Annotated in this window: 17 protein-coding genes; 8 read left to right on the top strand and 9 right to left on the bottom strand. The window is 38.8% G+C overall.

Annotated features, from left to right (window positions below; translation table 11 throughout):
• Nucleotides 1-460 precede the first annotated feature (460 nt).
• From FC19_RS06680 to FC19_RS06655, 6 genes are all read right to left on the bottom strand, one after another.
• On the bottom strand, nt 461-865 hold the full coding sequence (locus FC19_RS06680) for a DUF956 family protein (protein WP_057876211.1): 405 nt from the start codon (nt 863-865) through the stop codon (nt 461-463).
• Nucleotides 866-923: 58 nt separating this feature from the next.
• Entirely contained in the window at nt 924-1838 is a 915-nt protein-coding gene (locus FC19_RS06675; protein WP_057876210.1) for a PTS system mannose/fructose/sorbose family transporter subunit IID, read from the bottom strand.
• A gap of 20 nt (nt 1839-1858) precedes the next feature.
• Nucleotides 1859-2665, bottom strand: coding sequence for a PTS mannose/fructose/sorbose transporter subunit IIC (locus FC19_RS06670; RefSeq protein ID WP_057876209.1), 807 nt, complete (start codon nt 2663-2665; stop codon nt 1859-1861).
• Between the two features lie 27 nt (nt 2666-2692).
• Complete coding sequence (locus tag FC19_RS06665) at nt 2693-3685, bottom strand: mannose/fructose/sorbose PTS transporter subunit IIA (RefSeq protein WP_057876208.1); 993 nt, start codon at nt 3683-3685, stop codon at nt 2693-2695.
• A 184-nt stretch (nt 3686-3869) separates the two neighbouring features.
• Complete coding sequence (locus tag FC19_RS06660; RefSeq protein WP_057876207.1) at nt 3870-4370, bottom strand: PTS sugar transporter subunit IIB; 501 nt, start codon at nt 4368-4370, stop codon at nt 3870-3872.
• Nucleotides 4371-4544: 174 nt separating this feature from the next.
• Complete coding sequence (locus tag FC19_RS06655) at nt 4545-7403, bottom strand: sigma-54-dependent transcriptional regulator (protein ID WP_057876206.1); 2859 nt, start codon at nt 7401-7403, stop codon at nt 4545-4547.
• Nucleotides 7404-7748: 345 nt separating this feature from the next.
• Here FC19_RS06655 and FC19_RS06650 point away from each other — a divergent pair, with 345 nt between their 5' ends.
• The 5 genes from FC19_RS06650 to FC19_RS06630 all read left to right on the top strand — a co-directional run bounded on the left by FC19_RS06650 (nt 7749) and on the right by FC19_RS06630 (nt 13128).
• Nucleotides 7749-8390, top strand: coding sequence for a WxL domain-containing protein (locus FC19_RS06650; RefSeq protein ID WP_057876205.1), 642 nt, complete (start codon nt 7749-7751; stop codon nt 8388-8390).
• A 122-nt stretch (nt 8391-8512) separates the two neighbouring features.
• Nucleotides 8513-9589 carry a WxLIP family cell surface protein gene (locus FC19_RS06645; protein ID WP_057876204.1) on the top strand — a complete coding sequence of 359 codons (1077 nt, stop codon included), beginning with the start codon at nt 8513-8515 and terminating at the stop codon, nt 9587-9589.
• A 116-nt stretch (nt 9590-9705) separates the two neighbouring features.
• Nucleotides 9706-11385: a hypothetical protein gene (locus tag FC19_RS06640; protein WP_057876203.1), complete on the top strand. Its 1680-nt coding sequence runs from the start codon at nt 9706-9708 to the stop codon at nt 11383-11385.
• 57 nt (nt 11386-11442) lie between these two features.
• Nucleotides 11443-12147 (top strand): WxL domain-containing protein, encoded by a 705-nt coding sequence (locus FC19_RS06635; RefSeq protein WP_057876202.1) that lies wholly within the window; start codon nt 11443-11445, stop codon nt 12145-12147.
• A 126-nt stretch (nt 12148-12273) separates the two neighbouring features.
• On the top strand, nt 12274-13128 hold the full coding sequence (locus tag FC19_RS06630) for a WxL protein host-binding domain-containing protein (protein WP_162261189.1): 855 nt from the start codon (nt 12274-12276) through the stop codon (nt 13126-13128).
• Here FC19_RS06630 and FC19_RS06625 read toward each other — a convergent pair whose 3' ends face one another.
• Nucleotides 13129-13677: a hypothetical protein gene (locus FC19_RS06625; RefSeq protein ID WP_057876200.1), complete on the bottom strand. Its 549-nt coding sequence runs from the start codon at nt 13675-13677 to the stop codon at nt 13129-13131. It lies immediately after the preceding gene.
• A 571-nt stretch (nt 13678-14248) separates the two neighbouring features.
• Between FC19_RS06625 and FC19_RS06620 the strand changes: the two genes are divergently transcribed.
• From FC19_RS06620 to FC19_RS06610, 3 genes are all read left to right on the top strand, one after another.
• Nucleotides 14249-14680, top strand: a complete 432-nt coding sequence (locus tag FC19_RS06620; protein WP_057876199.1) for an Hsp20/alpha crystallin family protein — start codon at nt 14249-14251, stop codon at nt 14678-14680.
• A gap of 186 nt (nt 14681-14866) precedes the next feature.
• Complete coding sequence (locus FC19_RS06615) at nt 14867-16102, top strand: L-lactate MFS transporter (protein WP_057876222.1); 1236 nt, start codon at nt 14867-14869, stop codon at nt 16100-16102.
• Nucleotides 16103-16433: 331 nt separating this feature from the next.
• A complete protein-coding gene (locus FC19_RS06610) occupies nt 16434-17294 on the top strand; it encodes an NAD(P)-dependent oxidoreductase (RefSeq protein WP_057876198.1) in 861 nt (286 codons plus the stop codon).
• A gap of 376 nt (nt 17295-17670) precedes the next feature.
• Here FC19_RS06610 and FC19_RS06605 read toward each other — a convergent pair whose 3' ends face one another.
• Together FC19_RS06605 and FC19_RS06600 are read right to left on the bottom strand one after the other, a co-directional pair.
• Nucleotides 17671-18876 carry an NAD(P)/FAD-dependent oxidoreductase gene (locus FC19_RS06605; protein WP_057876197.1) on the bottom strand — a complete coding sequence of 402 codons (1206 nt, stop codon included), beginning with the start codon at nt 18874-18876 and terminating at the stop codon, nt 17671-17673.
• A 23-nt stretch (nt 18877-18899) separates the two neighbouring features.
• Nucleotides 18900-19805 (bottom strand): prenyltransferase, encoded by a 906-nt coding sequence (locus FC19_RS06600; protein ID WP_057876196.1) that lies wholly within the window; start codon nt 19803-19805, stop codon nt 18900-18902.
• Nucleotides 19806-19844: the final 39 nt, after the last annotated feature.

The raw sequence follows: 19844 nt of genomic DNA, 5'->3' as shown, positions 1-19844 counted from the left end.
AGGAGACCCTACACATTTGATTCGTCGAAACTTTGTTCAGTTTTCAAAGATCTACATTTTTAATGCCGCATCAATGCGACTTCTTAAGTTTATCACACTCGCAAAAGAAAGTCAAGAACTTTTTTGAAGCAACTTTATTTCTTTAAACGAGACAACTTTATCAGTTTACTTAATTATCAAGCAAAAGTCAAGAATTTTTTTTACATCCTGCAAATCAAATCTGAGTAAATGTGACAACGGATATTACTATACACGCACTTAAGACCTCCGTCAAGAACTTTTTTAAAAAAATTCTTTTTTTCAAAGCCAGCCAAAACAATTGTTCTTAAATATATCAAAAAGCTTCATCAGAAAAGTAATATTTTTTCCGGTGAAGCTCTTCATTTCTAGGACTTATCAAGAAGTACTATCGTACATTTCGCAGAAAAAGCATAAAATTAGTTGCGTAATGACAATTAAGTTATACATTGGATTTTTTTGTCAATTTTCCTTTTATTGTTCCGAAAAGCCATTTTAAATTTCGTCTAAGAACCTGAAAAAAGGTCAACGAACGTACAATATGGTTTGGCTCTACATATACACGAACAGCGCGCAAAACTTTCTTAGGATCCTTAGATGAAAACTTGTACATTCCATTATGTTTTGTTTGAATAGCGTAACGTGGGATCCACTTACCCTTAAACATAATAGATGCAATAACTAAATCTACTTCTTCCCATGGTATCTGTATAAACTTGTTTACATCACGATCATTATAAAACTCAAACCCTTTGTCACCTACCATAATTTTCCCGTAGTCACCTAAGCCCAAGTATGATGTAGCGTCAATTGCTAGATCAACTTTGGAATTAATTGATTCAACCATACCATCACCTCCTACGCTTTAACCTTTTACAGGTACTTTGGCAAAAATAAAAATCAGTTTAAAGAAGCCCTACGACATGTCCTACGACCCCAACAACAAAGATTCCGATGATAATGACGATTGGGGAAACTTTCTTTTTAAGGAGCCACATACAAAGGAAAGTCAAAAGTAGTGGAACTAATCCAGGTATTAAGGAATCAAGATTATCTTGTAAAGTTGTAACCTTAATTTTTGATAATGAAAGTCCACTAGCCTGTTGCTGCAAAGCTGATTGAATTCCTTTAGCACCTTTAGGAAGCTTGTCCCAATCAATATAAGCTCCTGCCTGCTGCTTGATCCTTGAAACGACGGGTGTAAACTTGATTGTTACCCAGCGCTCAATTAAGGCTGCAATAACAAACATACCCATCATTGAAGCAACTCTAGTAACACTCTGTAGCAAACCTCCAGATAAATCTTCTGTAATCTTACTACCTGCACGATAGCCGAATTCTTGTGTATACCACATAAATCCCCAACGAATAATGTTCCAAATAACAAAGAACAGGATCGGACCCAAAATATTGCCGCTAAGTGCAAGTGATGCTCCTAAAGCCCCTACGATAGGGCGAACAGTATACCAGAAAACAGGATCACCAACACCGGCAAGAGGACCCATCATTCCGACCTTAACCCCTTGAATTGCAACATCGTCAACAGGCGCTCCGTTAGCTCTCTCTTCTTCCAGTGCCAAAGTAACACCAATAACTGGTGAAGCTACATACGGATGAGTATTGAAAAATTCCAAATGCCTTTGATATGCAGCAATGCGATCTTCTTTCTTCTTATATAACTTATTAATGGCTGGAATCATCGAATAACACCAACCACCGTTTTGCATACGTTCATAGTTCCATGAACCTTGAATAAAAGTTGAACGCCATGCAACATGTAATCGATCACTTTTTGTTAAACTGACTTTCTTTTCTTGCATCTTGCTTACCCCCTTCGAATTTAATAGTCATCCAAGATATCGCCTAGTGGATCACCAGTGTTACCGTTACCACCATTGCCACTATTACCTGAACCACCCTTATCGAGTTGGAGGTACATCAAAGCAAGCGACAAGCCGACAGCACCAATAGCAATCAGCGTTAAGTCAGAAATTGCAGCTACGACAAAACCAATTGCAAAGAAAGGCCATACTTCACGCGAAGCCATCATATTGATAACCATTGCATAACCAACAGCAACGACCATTCCACCACCGATAGTCATCCCATCGCTCAACCAGCTTGGCATTGCATTAAGCAGATCACGAACGCTTGAAGCAGGGATGATCAGTAAGAGAGCAGCAGGAATCGCAATCCGCAACCCCTGTAGGCAAATACATACCATTTGCCAAAAATCAATTTTGCGAGAATTTCCTTGTGCAGCAGCAGCATCCATAAAATGAACAATAGCAACAGTAATCGTACGTACAATCATCGTTAAGAATAAACCTGCAACCGCCAATGGGATTGCAAAAGCAATAGCTGACCCTAAACCATGAGTCCCTTGACCACCTTGAACCAAAATAATTGCCGATGCAGTAGCAGCTAAAGCAATATCAGGAGCAACAGCAGCTCCAATATTCGCCCATCCTAAAGCGATCATTTGTAATGAACCGCCTAACATAATGCCAAGTGTCAAGTGACCAGTTACTAAACCTATTAGTGTGCAAGATACTAATGGCTGATGAAATTGGAATTCGTCCAAAATACCTTCCATTCCTGCAAAAAAAGCAACGATCACAACTAAAATCATTGATATAGCAGACATTTGATAATCCTCCTTTTTTAACTTTTATTACTTGTTTTCCGCAAGTCCTTGACGTGCCTTATTGATAATTTGATCCATATTTCCTTTAGAATCATCTGGAACCTTGCGAACATCAAACTTAACACCCAATTTTTCAAGTTCCTCAAAAGCTTTAACATCTTCACCATCTAAAGAAAGAACCTTGCTGACAGCAACTTTACCGACAGAATGTGCCATCGAACCAATATTAAGTTCTTTGATATCGACTCCAGCTTTAATAACAGTGAGTGCATCTTCGGGATTTTCAAAAAGAATTAAGGCTTTAGTATTTCCAAAACGAGTATCTTTTGCTACGTCAATCATTTTTTTGACTGGAATCACGTTAGCATGTACTCCAGGGGGCGCAGCCTCTACAATCATACTCTTACGAAGTTTGTCTTTGGCAACCTTATCGGAAACAACAATAATTCGATTAGGATTAGTTGACCTTGTCCAAGCTGTTGCGACTTGACCATGTAAAAGGCGTGAATCTACACGCGCCAAGACATATTTGATTTTGCCATCCCCAACCACTGTTCCAGGCGATAATGAGCCTTTAGGTTGATCGTCTTCTGATACAGTTTCCGTTTTCTTTTTTGGTTGAAGTCCTTCAGGTTTAACTTTTACACCATCTTTAGCGGTTTCAATAATATGTGCAGCAATTTCATGTGCCGATTCCATTGACAAACGAGATGCATATGCCTCGATTACCATTGGTAAGTTCATACCGGCAACAATTGCCCACTTATCTTTATGTGCCTCTAAAATGGTATTAGCTTGGTTGAAAGGCGTTCCACCCCACAAATCGATAAGAAATAGGACTTCATCTTTATTTTCAAAAGAATCAATCGCTTTTTCCATTTTAGCTCTTACATCATCCGGACCTTCGTTCGGCATTAAGGTGACAGCTTTAACATTGTCCTGTTCGCCAAAAATCATCGAAGCAGATTGGAAAATGCCTTCAGCAAAGCCACCATGGCTTGCTAGGATAATACCTACCATTGTTTAATACCTCCTATTATGAGAGTTTTTTGCTTTAGTTAACTGCTAAAGCATCCGATTTCACTGTCATTTTATGAAAATGACGCAAAATTACGGATTATTTCATCACGTCAAAAACTTTTCTCACCACCTTTCAGTGAATTCTTGAAAATGCACAGACAAGTTAAATTTACCAACTCAAAGTTCAGTCGTTTTTCACCAACCCTTTTTCCAAAAGTGATTTCCAAAGATTTTTTGAGCTGTCATTGGCAACCTTACGGACGTCAAGACGAATATTATGAGCATGAAGCCATATGAGAGCCTTTACATCTTTAGGCCCAACAGCGATTGTATCAGTAACCATGACTCTTGTGCTGTCGAAACTGATTGCACCAATATTAACCGAAGAGACTTTGATACCTCCTTCAACAAGACGCTTAGCATCAATGGGATCTTCAACTAAAATCATCGGCTTAACCGAAACAAAACGCAGGTCATGATAGATACGTATCATTTTTTCTACTGTGATAACATTTGCCCTGAGTCCAGGAGGCGCAGCCTGTATAATCAACGTTTTGCGCATCATGTCTTGAGCAACTCGATCTGAAACAACTAAAATTCGATTGACGCTAATCGCCTTCGCCCAATTAGTAGCAACCTGTCCATGCAGTAAACGACTGTCAATTCGCAACAAACGGACATCCATCACTATAACCACTCACCATCATTTCTATTGCAATGCAGATCTTTGAATTTAAAAATGTACCCACACTTTAGTATAAGCAATTTGCATGCCATTTTTTGTGTATCAGCTAAAAGCGCTATCATAAAGGGGCCCAGTGATTAAAAAATAATAAAAAGCAATACACTAAAAAGTGTATTACTTTTTTAGTGTATTGCTTTTTTCATTTTCTGTATTAAATAACTCAATAATGTAATAAGTTTCAACATCTGAGAGTCTAATATTCAGAGTCCCATCCAGCAGCTCATTTGCTTGTTTAATGATCGGATACAATTTATCCGATCTAACGGCAGATAAATTCTCCTTGTCAGCACTCATTTCCGCCCGTGTTAAATATCTTTCAAGTGCACCGGATAAGTGCATGATCAAGCTTATTCTGAAAGAATTCGATATTTGGAAACGACTGCGCTCCTGAATAAAGTCACAATAATCCCATAATATTTTAGTAATTTTTATAGGATTGATGAAAGTAAAATACTGACTGAGATATTTCTGAGTTGTTTCTTCAGTCAATTGCTCTGAATTCTCCAGCGAGTCCATATTATGCGTGCTACTATCATTTACTTGTTCTATTAAGCTGACGAAACTTTCTCCCCCACCTTGCAGCAAATTTTCTAATGAGATAAAAGGAACTGTAATTTGGGGCTTAATAATTCCCGTAGCCGCCACGATTTGATATTTTTGCTGCACCTCTGCAATTTTCTCTTTCATCCCGACAACAGAAATTGTGATGACCGTAATATCATCAATTAGATTATTAATTAAGATTTTATCCAATAATTCTTTGATTTTCTTGGCTGTACCTTCACCTGTGGAGCATATTGCAATTATGGCTTTGTTTTTTTGATGCGGAATCTCTGATAAATAATCAACTTTTTTCTGTACTTTTCCAAGCGTACGCGAATAACCTGCAAACTCGTGCAATTCCCGATAAACAGTATCAAGATCACTGTCAATTAAGGCTGTTTTACGCGCAGCTTCTAAAACCATTGCAGTTGTCACCATATCAATTGTTTTAACGTTTATATTAGTCTGTTCACTCAATTTGCTGCTAAAAGTACTAAGTGAACCCATGTCTACCAGCAATAGTACGCCGTTCCCCCGATCAATTTTTTTGACCTGTGCGGCGATCCCATTCAATGCAATTTTTGGGCTCATTTCAAGCGGCATATCATATGCGACAATATTATCTACAGACAGTAATTGTGAAACAACTTGAGCCATTGACGAAGCTGTGCTATTTCCATGAGCAGCGACTACAATTCCAACTTTTCCTGTCTTGGGCTCTGAACGCAAAGATACCAATAAAATCGCCATGTAGTATACTTCAGACCGCGGTATTGGGAAGCGATAATGCTCTTCAATCAATTCTTTGATTTTCCCCGCAATTTTTAATTCATTTGGATAATCATGCACCATGGATATTAAATCTGCCGACATATTGCGAAGTGCTTTGCCTGATTGAACTCTTTTAATAAATGAACTGATATGTAGGCTCATCGCATAGATAAAACTGTCCCTCAATGGATAATTTTCTTTTTCTTGCAGGAGTTGCTGGATTTTTTTTGTCAGATCGATAATTTCCTGGTCAACTATTTCATTCAAACTGTTAACAGTTTTATCCAACTTGCCTTGACGATAGAACGACTTAAAGTGCAGATTAATATCTGTCATTATAAAGTTATTGATCGAGGATTGATCCAATCCCTCATCTTTCAACAGCGCCGCTTTGTCTCCAATAATTTCGTACAAATTATACGGGAGTTCATAACTATCTATCTCTGTCATTCCACGATTAAAATCGGGTTTGATAATCATTACTGGTTCTAACAAACGTGTCAGCTTGCCAAGTTCATGCCGATTATTCGCCAAAAGCGATAAACCTTCCTTGATATTGGGCGGTAACTGGTTAAACTTCAAGCTAATTTCTTCCTTGTTCTGCATGCTATTTAAAAATCCCTGAGCACAAACTAGTTGCACATTAGATTTAAGCTGCCCGACATTCCCGTATGTGACACTTCCTAACAGAGCCTGGACCACATCTTCGCTTAAGCGAATATCCTTATGGATACGATTAGCTTCAAGCGTGAGCAAGTGCTGCAACAATTGCAGTTTCTCACGTGCGCTTCTTTGAACGAAGGCAGGCAGTTGAATTGTAACTGGAATTCTACGTACAAATGTCTGCAACAATGAACTCTCAGGATCTTCTGTCGTTGCACAAATCAATCTCACATCTGCATGATGCGTCTTAGCTGTTTCACCTAGGCGGCTGTATTTTCCATGATCCATGAAATAAAAAATCATTTCTTGCCCTTCCGGTGGTAACCGATGTACCTCGTCTAAAAAAAGCATTCCACCGTCAGCTTCTTGAATAAGGCCATCCTTATCTTCATCGGCCCCCGTAAATGCCCCCTTGACATATCCGAACAAATGCGACATCAGCAATTGTGGATTGTGAGCATAGTCTGCACAGTTAAAAGTTGTGAAACCCTTCTTTGCAATAATTTCTTTTGCTAAAGCGAAACGATACATATTGTTGGCAAAGTAAGTTTTTCCTGATCCAGTTGGGCCAATAATCAACGTATTCAACCCATGCGGTGGATAAAGCAGCGCTGCTTTCGCCTGTTCGGCCTGATTTTTCAAACTATCATGTGATCCGATCATATTTGCAAAAACATCACCTGTCCCTGTCATCTCTGAAAATAATTTGCCAGTTTCTGTAGCACTCGCAATTGCAGTACTGCCCGCAAAACCAATGGTTGGTTTCCGTTCCATGGACACAGCTTTCTTAATTTCATTTGCGCTGAGTATAAAATATCGAACTGGCCGGCCGTTCATTTTTTCAACCTTGCCTTCTCTAACAAGTAGGTTAAGCTCCTTGCTGACATTAGGCCGCAGAATCCCCAGCATTTCAGCAATTTCCTTAGTTGTTGCACTTTTTGACTTACCCGTTGTATACTTCTCCAAATATTTCAAAATTTTCTCACGCCTTGTCACACGCGTCACTCCCCCGTTCAGCCTTGTGTATCACCAGTGTATCACTTTCAGTCGAAGTAAGCGAATTCAAAGATACTTAAAAAATGTTCACCTTTGAATGTTAACAAAGACATTCATTCTAATAGATAATTATTTTTAATCAGCCAGTTTTGTAACCGATTTCTTCTTAACTTTAAGTGCTCAAGTTGGATACAATCGGTTATTAATTATTATTTTTAAGCTTTTTTTTAAAAAAAAATTTTTTTTAATTAAAATTTCCTTGTCTTCTCAGAAAATGCGTGCTATATTTCTATTGTTATCAACAATTAACTTTTTATTTTTTAATTAAAAAAGGAGAGGTTTTTTATGTTAAAAAAAATAATGGCTATCTCCGGGATCACCTTAAGTGCCTTACTTATGTTGAACCTCGGAACAGCCAAAGCAGACAACTCCAGTAATTCGAGTTCTTCGAGCACCTCTAGTCAAGCCGCAGCCAACAGTACACAAGCCACCTTTAAAGTGTCAGCTGGGGATGGAACTCCAAATAATCCTAACGGTCTTGCGCTTACAAGCGCACCCGGTTTCACTTTCAAAGATACAAACGTGAAAGACATCAGCAAAGGAACAGATATTGGCTTGAACAAAGCAGATGCCCCATTAACGATTGAAGATTATCGCGGCAGTAATGTAGCTAAAGGCTGGTCAGTCAGTGCTCAATTATCTCAATTCCAAAATAAAAGTGATCCTGATTCTAGTTTGACTGGTGTAATCACCTTCCAAGCTACAAGTCAAAACACTGCCGCTGCCAGCGATATCAACGGTGTTTCTATCGGAAACAATTATCAAGCAGTCTGGAATTCTGCCACAAATAACAAGGGGGTCAACACAGCAACTGCTACCACTGATACAACAAACACAAAGCTTCATTTTGACCCATCCGCTAACGTTAGCCCTGGAACCTACTCCGCCACTATAAATTGGACTTTAAACGATACCGCTTCAAATTAAGCAGTCTGCTAGCGATAGGTAAGAGCTAGGATAACCACACGGGTCCTAGCTTTTGTAGTCCCATCAGAATATTGCAATCAAAACTACCACCGAATATGTGAATCGTACAGGGAGAACAAGTGTTGAACACAAAAAAAAGACTTTTTACCATGATTTTATCTCTAATAACGTGCCTCATCCCAATAATATGGCTAAAAGTACCCACAGCTCATGCTGAGGGTGCCGGCTTTACTGTCACTGCTGTCACACCTGCTAATCAATTCGACAAAAATGCTTCCTATTTTGACTTAAAGGTCGTGCCAGGACAAACACAAAACATCAATGTTCAGATTCAGAATTTGACCAATGCTCAAAAAAAAATTACGGCTTATCCCAACACGGCTTACACCAGCAATGCTGGTGTTGAGGCGTATGATAAAAACAACCTCAAACATCTCAGCCGTGCGCCATTTTTCTTATCAGAGATATTAGGCCGCCCGCAAAAGATCATTTTAGCACCGCGTGAGAGTAAAACCTTGACGTTCACGCTTAAAATGCCGCAACAAAAATTCCGCGGCATACTTGAAGGTGCTTTGTATTTTCTAGACAATCAAACCTCAAACACACAGCAAACTAATCAAAAAGGCATGATCATTAAAAACCGCTATGCTTTAGCATTGGGAGTTGTCTTACGTGAGGATACCCAAGCAACTGTAGCCCCCAAGATGAAAATGAATAAAATTTCTGCTGGGATCGAAGACACAGCCAATTTCAGTGCAGCCACAAAAATCAATTTAGAAAATACACGCCCGGTAATGATAAAAAAATTAACCCTAACAGGTGAAATCTCTAAACTGGCAGGCAGCAAGGTTCTCTATCGTTCAACGCAGAAGAATCTTGGTATGGCACCCAACTCAAACTTTGATTATTCTATCAATTGGCATAATAAGGCAATGAAGTCTGGAAAATATCATATGCACGTCATTGCAACTTCAGGAAAATATAAATGGATTTTTGATCGCAATTTCACTATCACTCGTTCTGACGCAGGAAAGATCAATAAAAAAGCTAACATTAATCGTAACTGGACATGGTTGTGGATCTTGCTAGGTGTTTTACTCGTGCTCTTGGTTTTCATGCTCGCATTCTTTATCGGACGACGCTCAGCAAATAAAAAGTCAACTGAGGATTCACTTACTGCAAAAGAGCCCAAAAAATAAGTATCTCAAAAAATATTTTATTCTTTCAACATGTTCTTTCGCAGCCCACCTTAAGCTTATCTTGTAACATTTTTACTAGCAGTCGTGCTATAATCACATATTTTGAGGTGAAAAAAATGTTTGTTTGCAATTTGCACAAAAATAAAATAACGTATCTGATTATGTTTTTGTGTGCTTTTCTTTTCGCAAGCAGCAGTTTGTTCTGTGCACATGTTAGTGCGGACTCAGTTTGCGCAACTACCCCAGCTGGTGATCTTGATAAGGGCAAAGCTGGCTTCACTACTCAGCCGTATACTGTCTTGGAAAATGGTCAAACATACTTAAAATTTAACGTTGTCATCAGTTATCAAAATGTTAAGTTCAACAACAAAATTGATATCACAATTTTTACAGCCTATGATAATTTTCAGAATGCTACTTGGGTGACCGATCAAGCAAGTTACACACATAAAGAAAAGGGCGATTATTCAGAACTATCCTACACTGTGAACCTTTCAAAATACAAAGACAGCACTTGGCTAATGGACAGTATGCATAAAGGATATGTTGTCGGAGTGAACACTTACAATAATCCCTGGTGTCAACCAACAACTTACTATTCAAACAAACTTTCTGGGCAGGTTTCTTCTACCCAGATACATATAACATCTGCTCCCAACAGTATTTTTGCGTCAAATGACCAATACAATTCAGCTACCGCTCAAGTTATACCAGCCAACACCACGGATTCTGTTCAATGGTCTGCTTCATCAGCAAGCCTTGCTGGTCTCACTGCATCTTTTCTAAATAACGGTAAATCAGATGTTGATTCATCTGGCAAGGCCGTAACTAAATTCAATGTACCGTTTCAAAATCTTTTGACAAAAGTCAATACAGATCCAAAAAGTTATGGTTTCCCTCTCAGAATAAGCGCTCAAGCCGGTAATAACAGAGATAATAAGGACCTGTATATAGGTGGTTTAAAAGCTATTGAATGTTCTGAATCTGACATCCAATCAACCGGTTTGGTTAAAGATAATACTTGGCAAAATATTATCGACCAAAATGCGTTTTCACAGTTATTGAACAGCCTAAATAAGTCCAAACATTATTGGTATGCATGGTTCTACTGGCCAGAGAATGCCACTAGTCCTGCATACCTGGGACGTGTCTCTGGTGTAACTAACGCAGGCGGCATACTACAAAGCAGTTTAGCACCTGCGAACCTTACAATTAAAAATACAGGTGATAATAATTTTATTACCCAGGCAGTGAAGGCAACTAAAGACAGCAAACCCTTATCAATTCAGCTTGTCGTCTGCTCTAGCAGCTGTCAAAGTTGGCAGCCATGGAGTATTGCAGCAGCCTCAAATAGAGCACAAGTTAAAATTTCGCCAGCACCATCAGCACCTGAGCTGGTCAGTGTACCAGAAGCTTTTAATTTCGGTACTATTCCGGTAAGTGTTATCGCAAAGGGTGATTCAACAAAGAATTACACTGCGGAGGGGGAAGTATCTGTCAAAAATGCCAATCATTCATGGCAACTAACGGCTAATCAGACTCGTTCTTTCTCTGATATTGACGGCAATAATTTGAATGCTAACTTATCACTAAATGGCATTCAACTGGGAAAGGAGCCGCAAATCGTTTACTCTGGCAGCTCCACTACACCAGCTGCTTTTTCCGATACGATTCAGGGAAGGCTGCAGTTTCCAAGCGGTGCTCAGAATCAGTCCGTCAACGCTAATGAAAATTATAGTACAACAATTTCATGGAATCTGACGGTTACCGATCCCACGCTTCCCAGTGCCCATTAATCATATATTGGATACGGAAACTTCAGAACACCAGCTTTAAGCAAGGAGAGCTCTTCTATGAAAAAAAGCAACATGGTCATACTAGCTTGGCTGACCTTACTTTTTTACCTATCTATTAATCTAGCAACCGGACGGGCGGATAGCATCAGTCCAACCTTAAATTCAGAGGCCAACTTTACCGTCTATCCAGGAGACACAACTGACGCGGGTAGCGTACAACAAAAAAGTACGCAACCAGCTTCAAAATACTCGAATATACCGCAAAAGAGATCCTCCAACACAGGTTCATTAAAACTGAATGCGGTACCTAACTTAAATTTTGGCAAGATTAGCCTCAACACTATTTATAACGGCGCAAGGATTCACCTATATCGTGGTGACTCACGGAAAAATAACCCACTTACCGTCGCTGACTATCGCGGATATAGCGAGACACAGCGCGGCTGGAGTGTAAATGCTATTATCACTCCTCTTGTAAACGGTCCTTTTTCTATCGCTCCTACTGTCACGTTAAGGCTACGCTCTGATAACAAATATTATAAAACGGCCGGCTCAGTCACTTTGACAACTAAAACTACTACACCCGTTTTAACATCGTTGGAACTTCCAACCCACGGCGTTAAGTCAGTCACTATCTTGGCAGGGAATTCCTCTACTCTGAATTTTAATAGTTTAACTCGCAAACAAAGAAATAATTTTCAACCCGGAAAATATCACGGACGTATCATTTGGACACTCAACAACACTGCCAGTAATGATTGAGCCTCAGATTAATTTTCATTAACCGCCAGAAAGTAGCTTGATAAAATGACTATAAATTTAAAATCTTTTAAAAACCCACTATTTCTCATAATATTATTAACCCTTTTTTGCATTTTTCAAACAAAAGTGGTTTACGCTAAAGGAGCTACTACCAGCAACACCAATGCCCAGTTCTCTATTACGCCGCAATTTACCAACGGCCAAACTAATCTTCGACTAGGTTACTATCATATGCAAGTAAAAAAGGGGGGAAGCTACCGTCTGCGCGTCCGCATCTTCAATCACAATCAATATTCATCTGTTTATTTTCAAGCTCAACTGCGCAATGCTGCCACTACCACTCAAGGTCAAATTAACTATGCAGCTTCTCAACATCTCCACCATATTCCACGCAATTATAAGCCTTTGCCTATTTTAAGTATTAATGGGACAAAGAAAAGAATACTGGTTCAAGCTCATTCATATAAAAACGTGGTCTTCAAACTCAAAGTACCCACTGCAGGTTTCAGGGGAACAGTAGTTGGCGGAATCTATGTTACTCGACAGAATACCCCCACAGGTACCGCCCAGACAAAAGATTACGATGAAATTAACAACATTTTTTCAATGACGCTGCCCGTTTTTCTCTCACAAAACTTCAACTCAAAATATTCGCCCAAATTAGTGCTAAGTAAGATAAGTAGTACTTCTCGAAATAGCAGGCATGCCGTCTTGTCCGTTAAAGTTCTAAATACTTCCCCGGTTGTTTTTGGAGCCATGCGTTTAAACATCAAACTACTTTCTCAAAAAAAAGTTCTCTATAAGAAAAAGTTAACCAACCTTCAAATGGCACCTTATTCAAAACTCCCATTATCACTAAGATTGCTTAACACACCTAAATTAAAGGGAACATACTCACTGACCGTAGTAATACACTCGGGGAACTTCAATAAAAAAATAATTCAAAAATTCAAGATTGATGCACATGGAATTGTTCACTAATTAATTTGCTGCTGTATTTATTAGCATCCAAGTTACAGTTCCTATTTGTTTTTTTGCAGACAATTCTTTTTTACCGGGATCTAGCCGACTGCTTGTTAGCTTAGTCGTTGTCTTGCCTGACTTTGCAGATTCATGCATGACTTCAGCCGGTTCATTTGATATAGTTAGTTTTTCTTTAACGTCTTTTCCAGAACTTGTAGTATAAAACTTGACTTCACTATGGATTACCCCCGCATTTTTCGAAGACAGTTGAGCACAGATTGTCCAAGGTGTTGCCTCGTTTCCTCGATAGTCTTCAATTACCAGTTTTTTGTCAGAACTGCTCGCTGTTTTAAAAGTGCTTGAACGCTTACCAAAGCTTAGCACCCCTCCTGTTCCTTTTTCTCCCGTTGAAACAAAGTTAAGCTCGGGAGTAGAAGTCAATGACAGTCCCCCCGATGTAACAGTGAAGGAGATCGTTGACGTTGTGTCTGCCTTGACCGTTTCAGCAAACATAATATTTCTTAGAATTAGAGCCAGCATTAGTGCAACTGCATATCTTTTTCGCATATTACTTCCTCCATTCATTTTTAGATACTTTAAAAACCATGAACGAAATAGAATTATTATTGTGCTACTATCTTGATCTTTTATGATATGACCTGACATAATATCTGGAGCAATAAAACTTCTCTTACATAAATACTCTTTTCAATACGTAAATCGGACAAAAAAGCAAAAAATTAATACTCTTTCCTTAATTCATCTTGATTTTTGCCTTAGCCTCTGAACATGCTGTATCAAACTATACTTTCAATCAAAAACTCCACAGCAGGCGCTTTTAATTTAAAAATTTATTGATATTACAAAAAGCCTGTGAATCAGCCGTTTGTTCGACTATCCACAGGAAACTTTTTTCACTGTCTTTTAAATTAATTGCAAAAAAATAGCGCCTGCCTTCCGTCGCAGACGCTTCACCGTATAATAGAAACTTAAGTATAGCATTTGGTATGTTTAACTGTCAATATTTTTTGACATATAAATTTCAATTTTTTGCAAATATTGATTCATTTTAATTGCAATTTGACCAATTTTGATTATTATAATAATTGAAAGAAAAAAAGAAAGGATGTCTTTAATTATGGCAAATGAATTAACAAATCGTTTCAATAACTTGATGAAGCAAGATGATTTCTTCGGAAATCTAGGTCGTTCGTTCTTTGATTTTGACAATTCAGTTAATCGTGCCTTGAAGACGGACGTTAAGGAAACCGATAAAGCTTACGATGTTCAAATCGATGTCCCTGGAATTGACAAGAAAGATATTACCGTTGATTATCGTGATGGTGTTCTGTCAGTTAGTGCTAAACGTGATTCTTTCAGTGATAAAAGTGATGATAAGGGAAATGTAATCGCAAGCGAACGTAGTTACGGTCGCTTCGCACGTCAATACAGTTTACCGAATGTTGATGAAAATGGAATTAAGGCAAAATGTGAAGCTGGAGTTCTAAAACTCACTCTGCCTAAACTCGCAGAAGAAAAAGTTACTGGAAACCATATTGAAATCGAGTAAGTATCTTAAAAAAAGCGAAAAGCTGGAGCAAAGTGTGCCCCAGCTTTTTTTATATCTAAAATTCGTTTTATCATCAAATTAAACTGTTTAAATCCTTTAAAAAGTATGATATCATCCTAATATACCAACAATAGTTGTGCACAACATTTAAATTGTTCGTATAATATCAAGATGGAGGAATTGATGTTGAAAACAAATCGCTACGTTGTCGCGTTTGCAGGTGTTATGTTTCATTTAATGATTGGTTCTGTTTATGCTTGGAGCGTTTTTACCAATCCAATTGCAAAGCAGAATGGATGGACAGAATCTTCAGTCGCTATTGCATTTAGTATCGCTATTTTCTTCTTGGGAATGTCAGCTGCTTTTATGGGGAAAGTCGTTGAGAAAATTGGTCCTAGGCTAACAGGAACAATCGCTAGTTTTCTATATGGAACTGGAACTATTATGACTGGCTGGGCCATCCATCAAAACTCGATTTGGCTTTTATATCTCTCATATGGTGTCATCGGTGGCTTAGGTTTAGGTGCAGGATATGTTACTCCTGTCTCAACGATTATTAAGTGGTTCCCAGACAAGCGCGGTTTAGCAACAGGGTTGGCTATAATGGGATTTGGTTTTGCAGCAATGCTGACTGGTCCAGTTGCTCAACAGTTAATGGCTAGTGTCGGTCTTGAGCAAACGTTCTACTTGTTGGGAGCATTTTATTTTGTCATTATGTTGCTGGCAGCACAGTTTATTGTACGCCCCAATAAGGTACTACTGAGCGAAAATTCTAATATACCCTCTGTGGGCACACGCTTGACAAAAGGACCAGAACTGACCGCTAACCAAGCTCTTAAAACAAAATCCTTCGCTTTCCTATGGATAATGTTCTTTATTAATATTACCTGCGGAATCGGTCTGGTCTCAGCTGCATCTCCGATGGCTCAAAGCATGACTGGCATGTCCGTCGAAACAGCTGCAGTTATGGTCGGAATCATTGGCCTTTTTAATGGATTCGGACGTTTAATATGGGCAACATTGTCCGATTATATTGGACGCCCTGCTACTTTCAGTGCTATTTTCATTCTTGATATTGTGATGTTGTCAGCCATGCTCATCTTCAAGCTACCGCTTCTATTCGTAATTGCGTTGTGCTTGCTGATGTCTTGTTACGGGGCCGGTTTTTCTGTCATTCCAGCTTACCTAGGTGATGTTTTCGGCACTAAAGAATTAGGAGCAGTCCATGGTTACGTACTCACAGCATGGGCAGCAGCTGGGATTGTTGGTCCATTGTTATTGTCATTAACACATCAGCTGTTCCATAACTATACTTTGACATTGATTGCTTTTATTCTGATTGATTTATTAGCTCTGCTGATTTCATTCCTGATCCAGCGCGATTTCATTAAAGTCAGCAAATTAGTAAAAAATAAATCTTAAACAAACTTTTTAGTTTACAAAACAAATATTAAGGGTTAGGGCAAAGGCATGCCGCATTTCGCGTGGCGTAACTTTATCTTGATCCTATTTTTTGTTCTCCAACAATTTAATAATGAAATGCCCTGCTTCACTGCTGTAAAAAAATAAAGTTTCTTATTTTTTTCAAGAGCTTTTAGCGTATAGCTTTTTATCAGTCTGACTGATTTAGGACTGCTGACTTGCTACAATTTATTAATGCCATTATCATAGTGAATAATGAATAAGTTTGGTGCCATCAAGTTATTTTCATCACTGTGCTGGTTCATTTTTTTAGAAAGGATGATTGATCTATATGAAAATTGGTTTTATCGGAACAGGAGTTATGGGTGCTGCCATCATCAAAAACTTCATGGCTGCAGGTCATACGTTAACCGTTTTTAACCGAACTAAAAGCAAAGCAGATAAACTCATAGCTGCTGGCGCAACATGGGCGCCAAGTCCACGTGCAGTTGCTGCCCAAAGCGATGTCGTGTTCACGATGGTTGGCTTCCCGCAAGATGTCGAACAAGTTTATTTTGGAAAGGATGGCATTTTTGCCGGACTTAACAAGAACGCAACAGCAATTGATATGACAACTAGCCGCCCTAGCTTGGCAGCTAAGCTTGCCGCTTATGGAAGCAACCATAATTTCAATATCCTCGATGCGCCTGTTTCAGGAGGAGATATCGGAGCTAAGAACGCAACTTTAACAATTATGGTCGGCGGTGATGAAGAAACTTATCACACCATGCTGCCTTTATTTAAGGAGATCGGAAAAAAAACCAATTACTTTGGCCCTGCAGGTTCAGGTCAGCACGCCAAAATGGCAAATCAGATCATGATCGCAGGTACGATGACGGGGCTGACAGAGATGTTACTTTACACTCGCAAAGCTGGGCTCAATGAACAAAAAATCCTAGAGACGTTGTCGAGCGGTGGTGCAGATAACTGGAGCATGGATAACTATGTACCTCGCATTTTAAAAAACGACTATACTCCAGGTTTCTTTGCACGTCATTTTTTAAAAGATTTACGTATTGCACTTGAGGAAGCAGATCAAATGGGACTGGGCCTAAGAGCGACTACCGAGGCCAAGCGTCTCTACGAAATTATGGTGGACGTTAAAGGCTTAGGGGATCAGGGAACTCAAGGGTTAATCAATATTTATATTTAACTAGTAAATAATGATAGATGATCATGCTGTGCCTATCGTTTTAACTGCCAATAAGCTACACTTACGAACATCTTCCCAGCTCTCCTCGCTGCACAAGCACTTCAAAGTTAAGCAAAGAAAGATTTCTGTGCTGTATTAAAAAAGGACTGGCCCAAAATTCACGTTTTTGGGCCAGTCCTTTATTTTAACTTTGTATTACATGAAATAATTTGTTTCAATAGTCAAGTTTTTTTACCTAGTTGTGAGCCTATCATAAACAAACTAAGCTTATATTCACAGTTAAGTCTCCAAAACTAACGCCTATTCGGCTTATTGTCCTGATCTTAGCTTACCTTTTTAAAACTATAGTACTTCAAAACAAAAACTACACTGGTTTCTAATGATAGAGATCAAAACGTCCCTTAGCCAGCATCTCTTTGACACCACCTGTTTCGAGCAGCGATTTATCCATAATCATTTTTTTAACAAATGAAGCAGGGTATCCCTTGACAGCTGACTTGCCAACTAACCCAAAAGCATGTGTATTACCTATCGATGCTACCGAACCCAATGATTTGAAAGTAAACGGAGTTGTTGCCGCTCTATTAATCTGCGCGAGAATATTCCGAGCTGCATGTTCACCCATACTCAACGCAATTTGCGCTGTTGTTGGATAAGGACGATTATTTTCAGTATTCATAACCGCTGAAACATCCCCAATAATATAGACATTGCTAAAATCTGGATCTGTCAAATCCGCTGACACCATTACACGCCCACGACGTTGTGAAAAGCCTGATGCTTCCATAACTTTGCTGCCGCTGACACCAGTCGTCCAAATAATCGTTCTTGCAGTTAATTCTTTAGTTTCTCCAGTCTCTTTGTTTTCTTGATAAATAACAGTATTTGGTTTAATTTCTTTGATCGGTTTACCGGTCAAAAATTTAATTCCCCATTTTTTCAGAGTAGATATTCCATAATCTGCTAATTTTTCATCAAACATCGGCAACAAACGTGTTACTGCTTCGACACAATAGAACTCAAGTTTCTGCGGTTCGACCCCAGCTGCTGCAGCAAACCTTTTGCGGTTGTCCTCCAAAGCACCCAATAATTCAATCCCAGTAAAGCCTGCACCACAGACAACAATCTTTAAATCATCTTGGTTCTTAGTTTTAGTATAATCCTTCATCTGCTGCATAATATGCTGATAGACGTTTTCTGCTGAAACAACATCAACCATCTCTAAAGCATTTTCTGCAACTCCCGCTATCCCAAAGGACTCTGATCTAAAGCCTAATGAAACTATTAGATAATCATATGCTAAACTTTTTCCGTTAGTTAATTGAACTTTTTGTTTCGTACGATCAATCAACTTTACTTCAGCTTGTTCAAAAGTAGTCGATGCCTTAACAACGTCTGCGATTGGGAATGTTATTTTTCCCTTTGGCTGTGTTCCAGCTGCAACTTCATGCAGATCTGTCGCCTCGTAGTGATACTTATTACGATCCACTAACGTGATATGAAAATCACCTTTATTAGCTTGCAAACGACGTAAGGCTTTCAAGCCTGCATATCCTGCCCCTAAAATAACGATTTCCTTCATTACCAATACATCTCCTTAGTTATTTAAATAAATGGTATATAAATCATAAACGATACTGTCTGACTCAACGCACCCACAGCTAATATCCGAATCGCACAAACAAAAGTCTTGCTCTTATTTTGCTCCTTCAAAAAAACAGCTATTTGTTTAATAATGAAGGGAAGCGTGAGTAGTGATAACAGCACTGTCCACGGCGCAATTTTAAAACCAACGGAAGCAATAATTGCAAGAATAGCTATAATATTCATTACGCTGAATAATTGTAATGATTGCGACTTTCCAAGATAATGAACAAGTGTATAGCGGTTATTCTTTTCATCTTCATCAAGGTCGCAAATATTGTTCGCTAGCATTAAATTTGAGATCCACAATGTGTTGGGCAAAGAAATAAGCAAAATCTTCGCTAAAGTCTCTACGTCCCAAGTAAAAACCTGATATGTATTAATATAAACACATATTAACGTTATCATAAATCCCATGGTTGGCCCAGAAAAAAGCTCACCCAACGGCAAGCTAGAAAGCGGTCGTGGGCCAGAGGAATAGAAAATCCCCACCAAATAGCACAGTCCTCCCATGACAAGCAGCGGCCACCCAACAACGTATGCCAAAATGAAACCGATCACTGCAGACACACTGATCATCACGGCCATCAACGTAAAAATTAGTTTAAGCGATAAATGTTCACGTCCAATAATGTTCGTTTTTCGCTTATACTCGTGCGTTTCGGTAGCATGTCGATAATCATTGTAATTATCTAAAATATCAACTGACATATTGAAAATAAACATTGCTGCAAAAAAAAGTATCAAAAGCCCTAGATGAACTGAACGATAATTGAACCAACTATAACAAGCACCTAGTAAAAAGGGGAAAACACTTGCTGTCTTGGCTTTAATTTCGACCAGTTCCAAGAATATTGGAATTGTCAATCTCTACTCCTCCTGTTTTAGTTTTTATACATAAACTAG

This window comes from Liquorilactobacillus aquaticus DSM 21051, assembly GCF_001436755.1.
GTDB classification, from domain to species: Bacteria; Bacillota; Bacilli; order Lactobacillales; family Lactobacillaceae; genus Liquorilactobacillus; species Liquorilactobacillus aquaticus.
The sequence above is the reverse complement of the archived record's forward strand: the minus strand, read 5'-3'. Positions and strand labels throughout refer to the sequence as shown.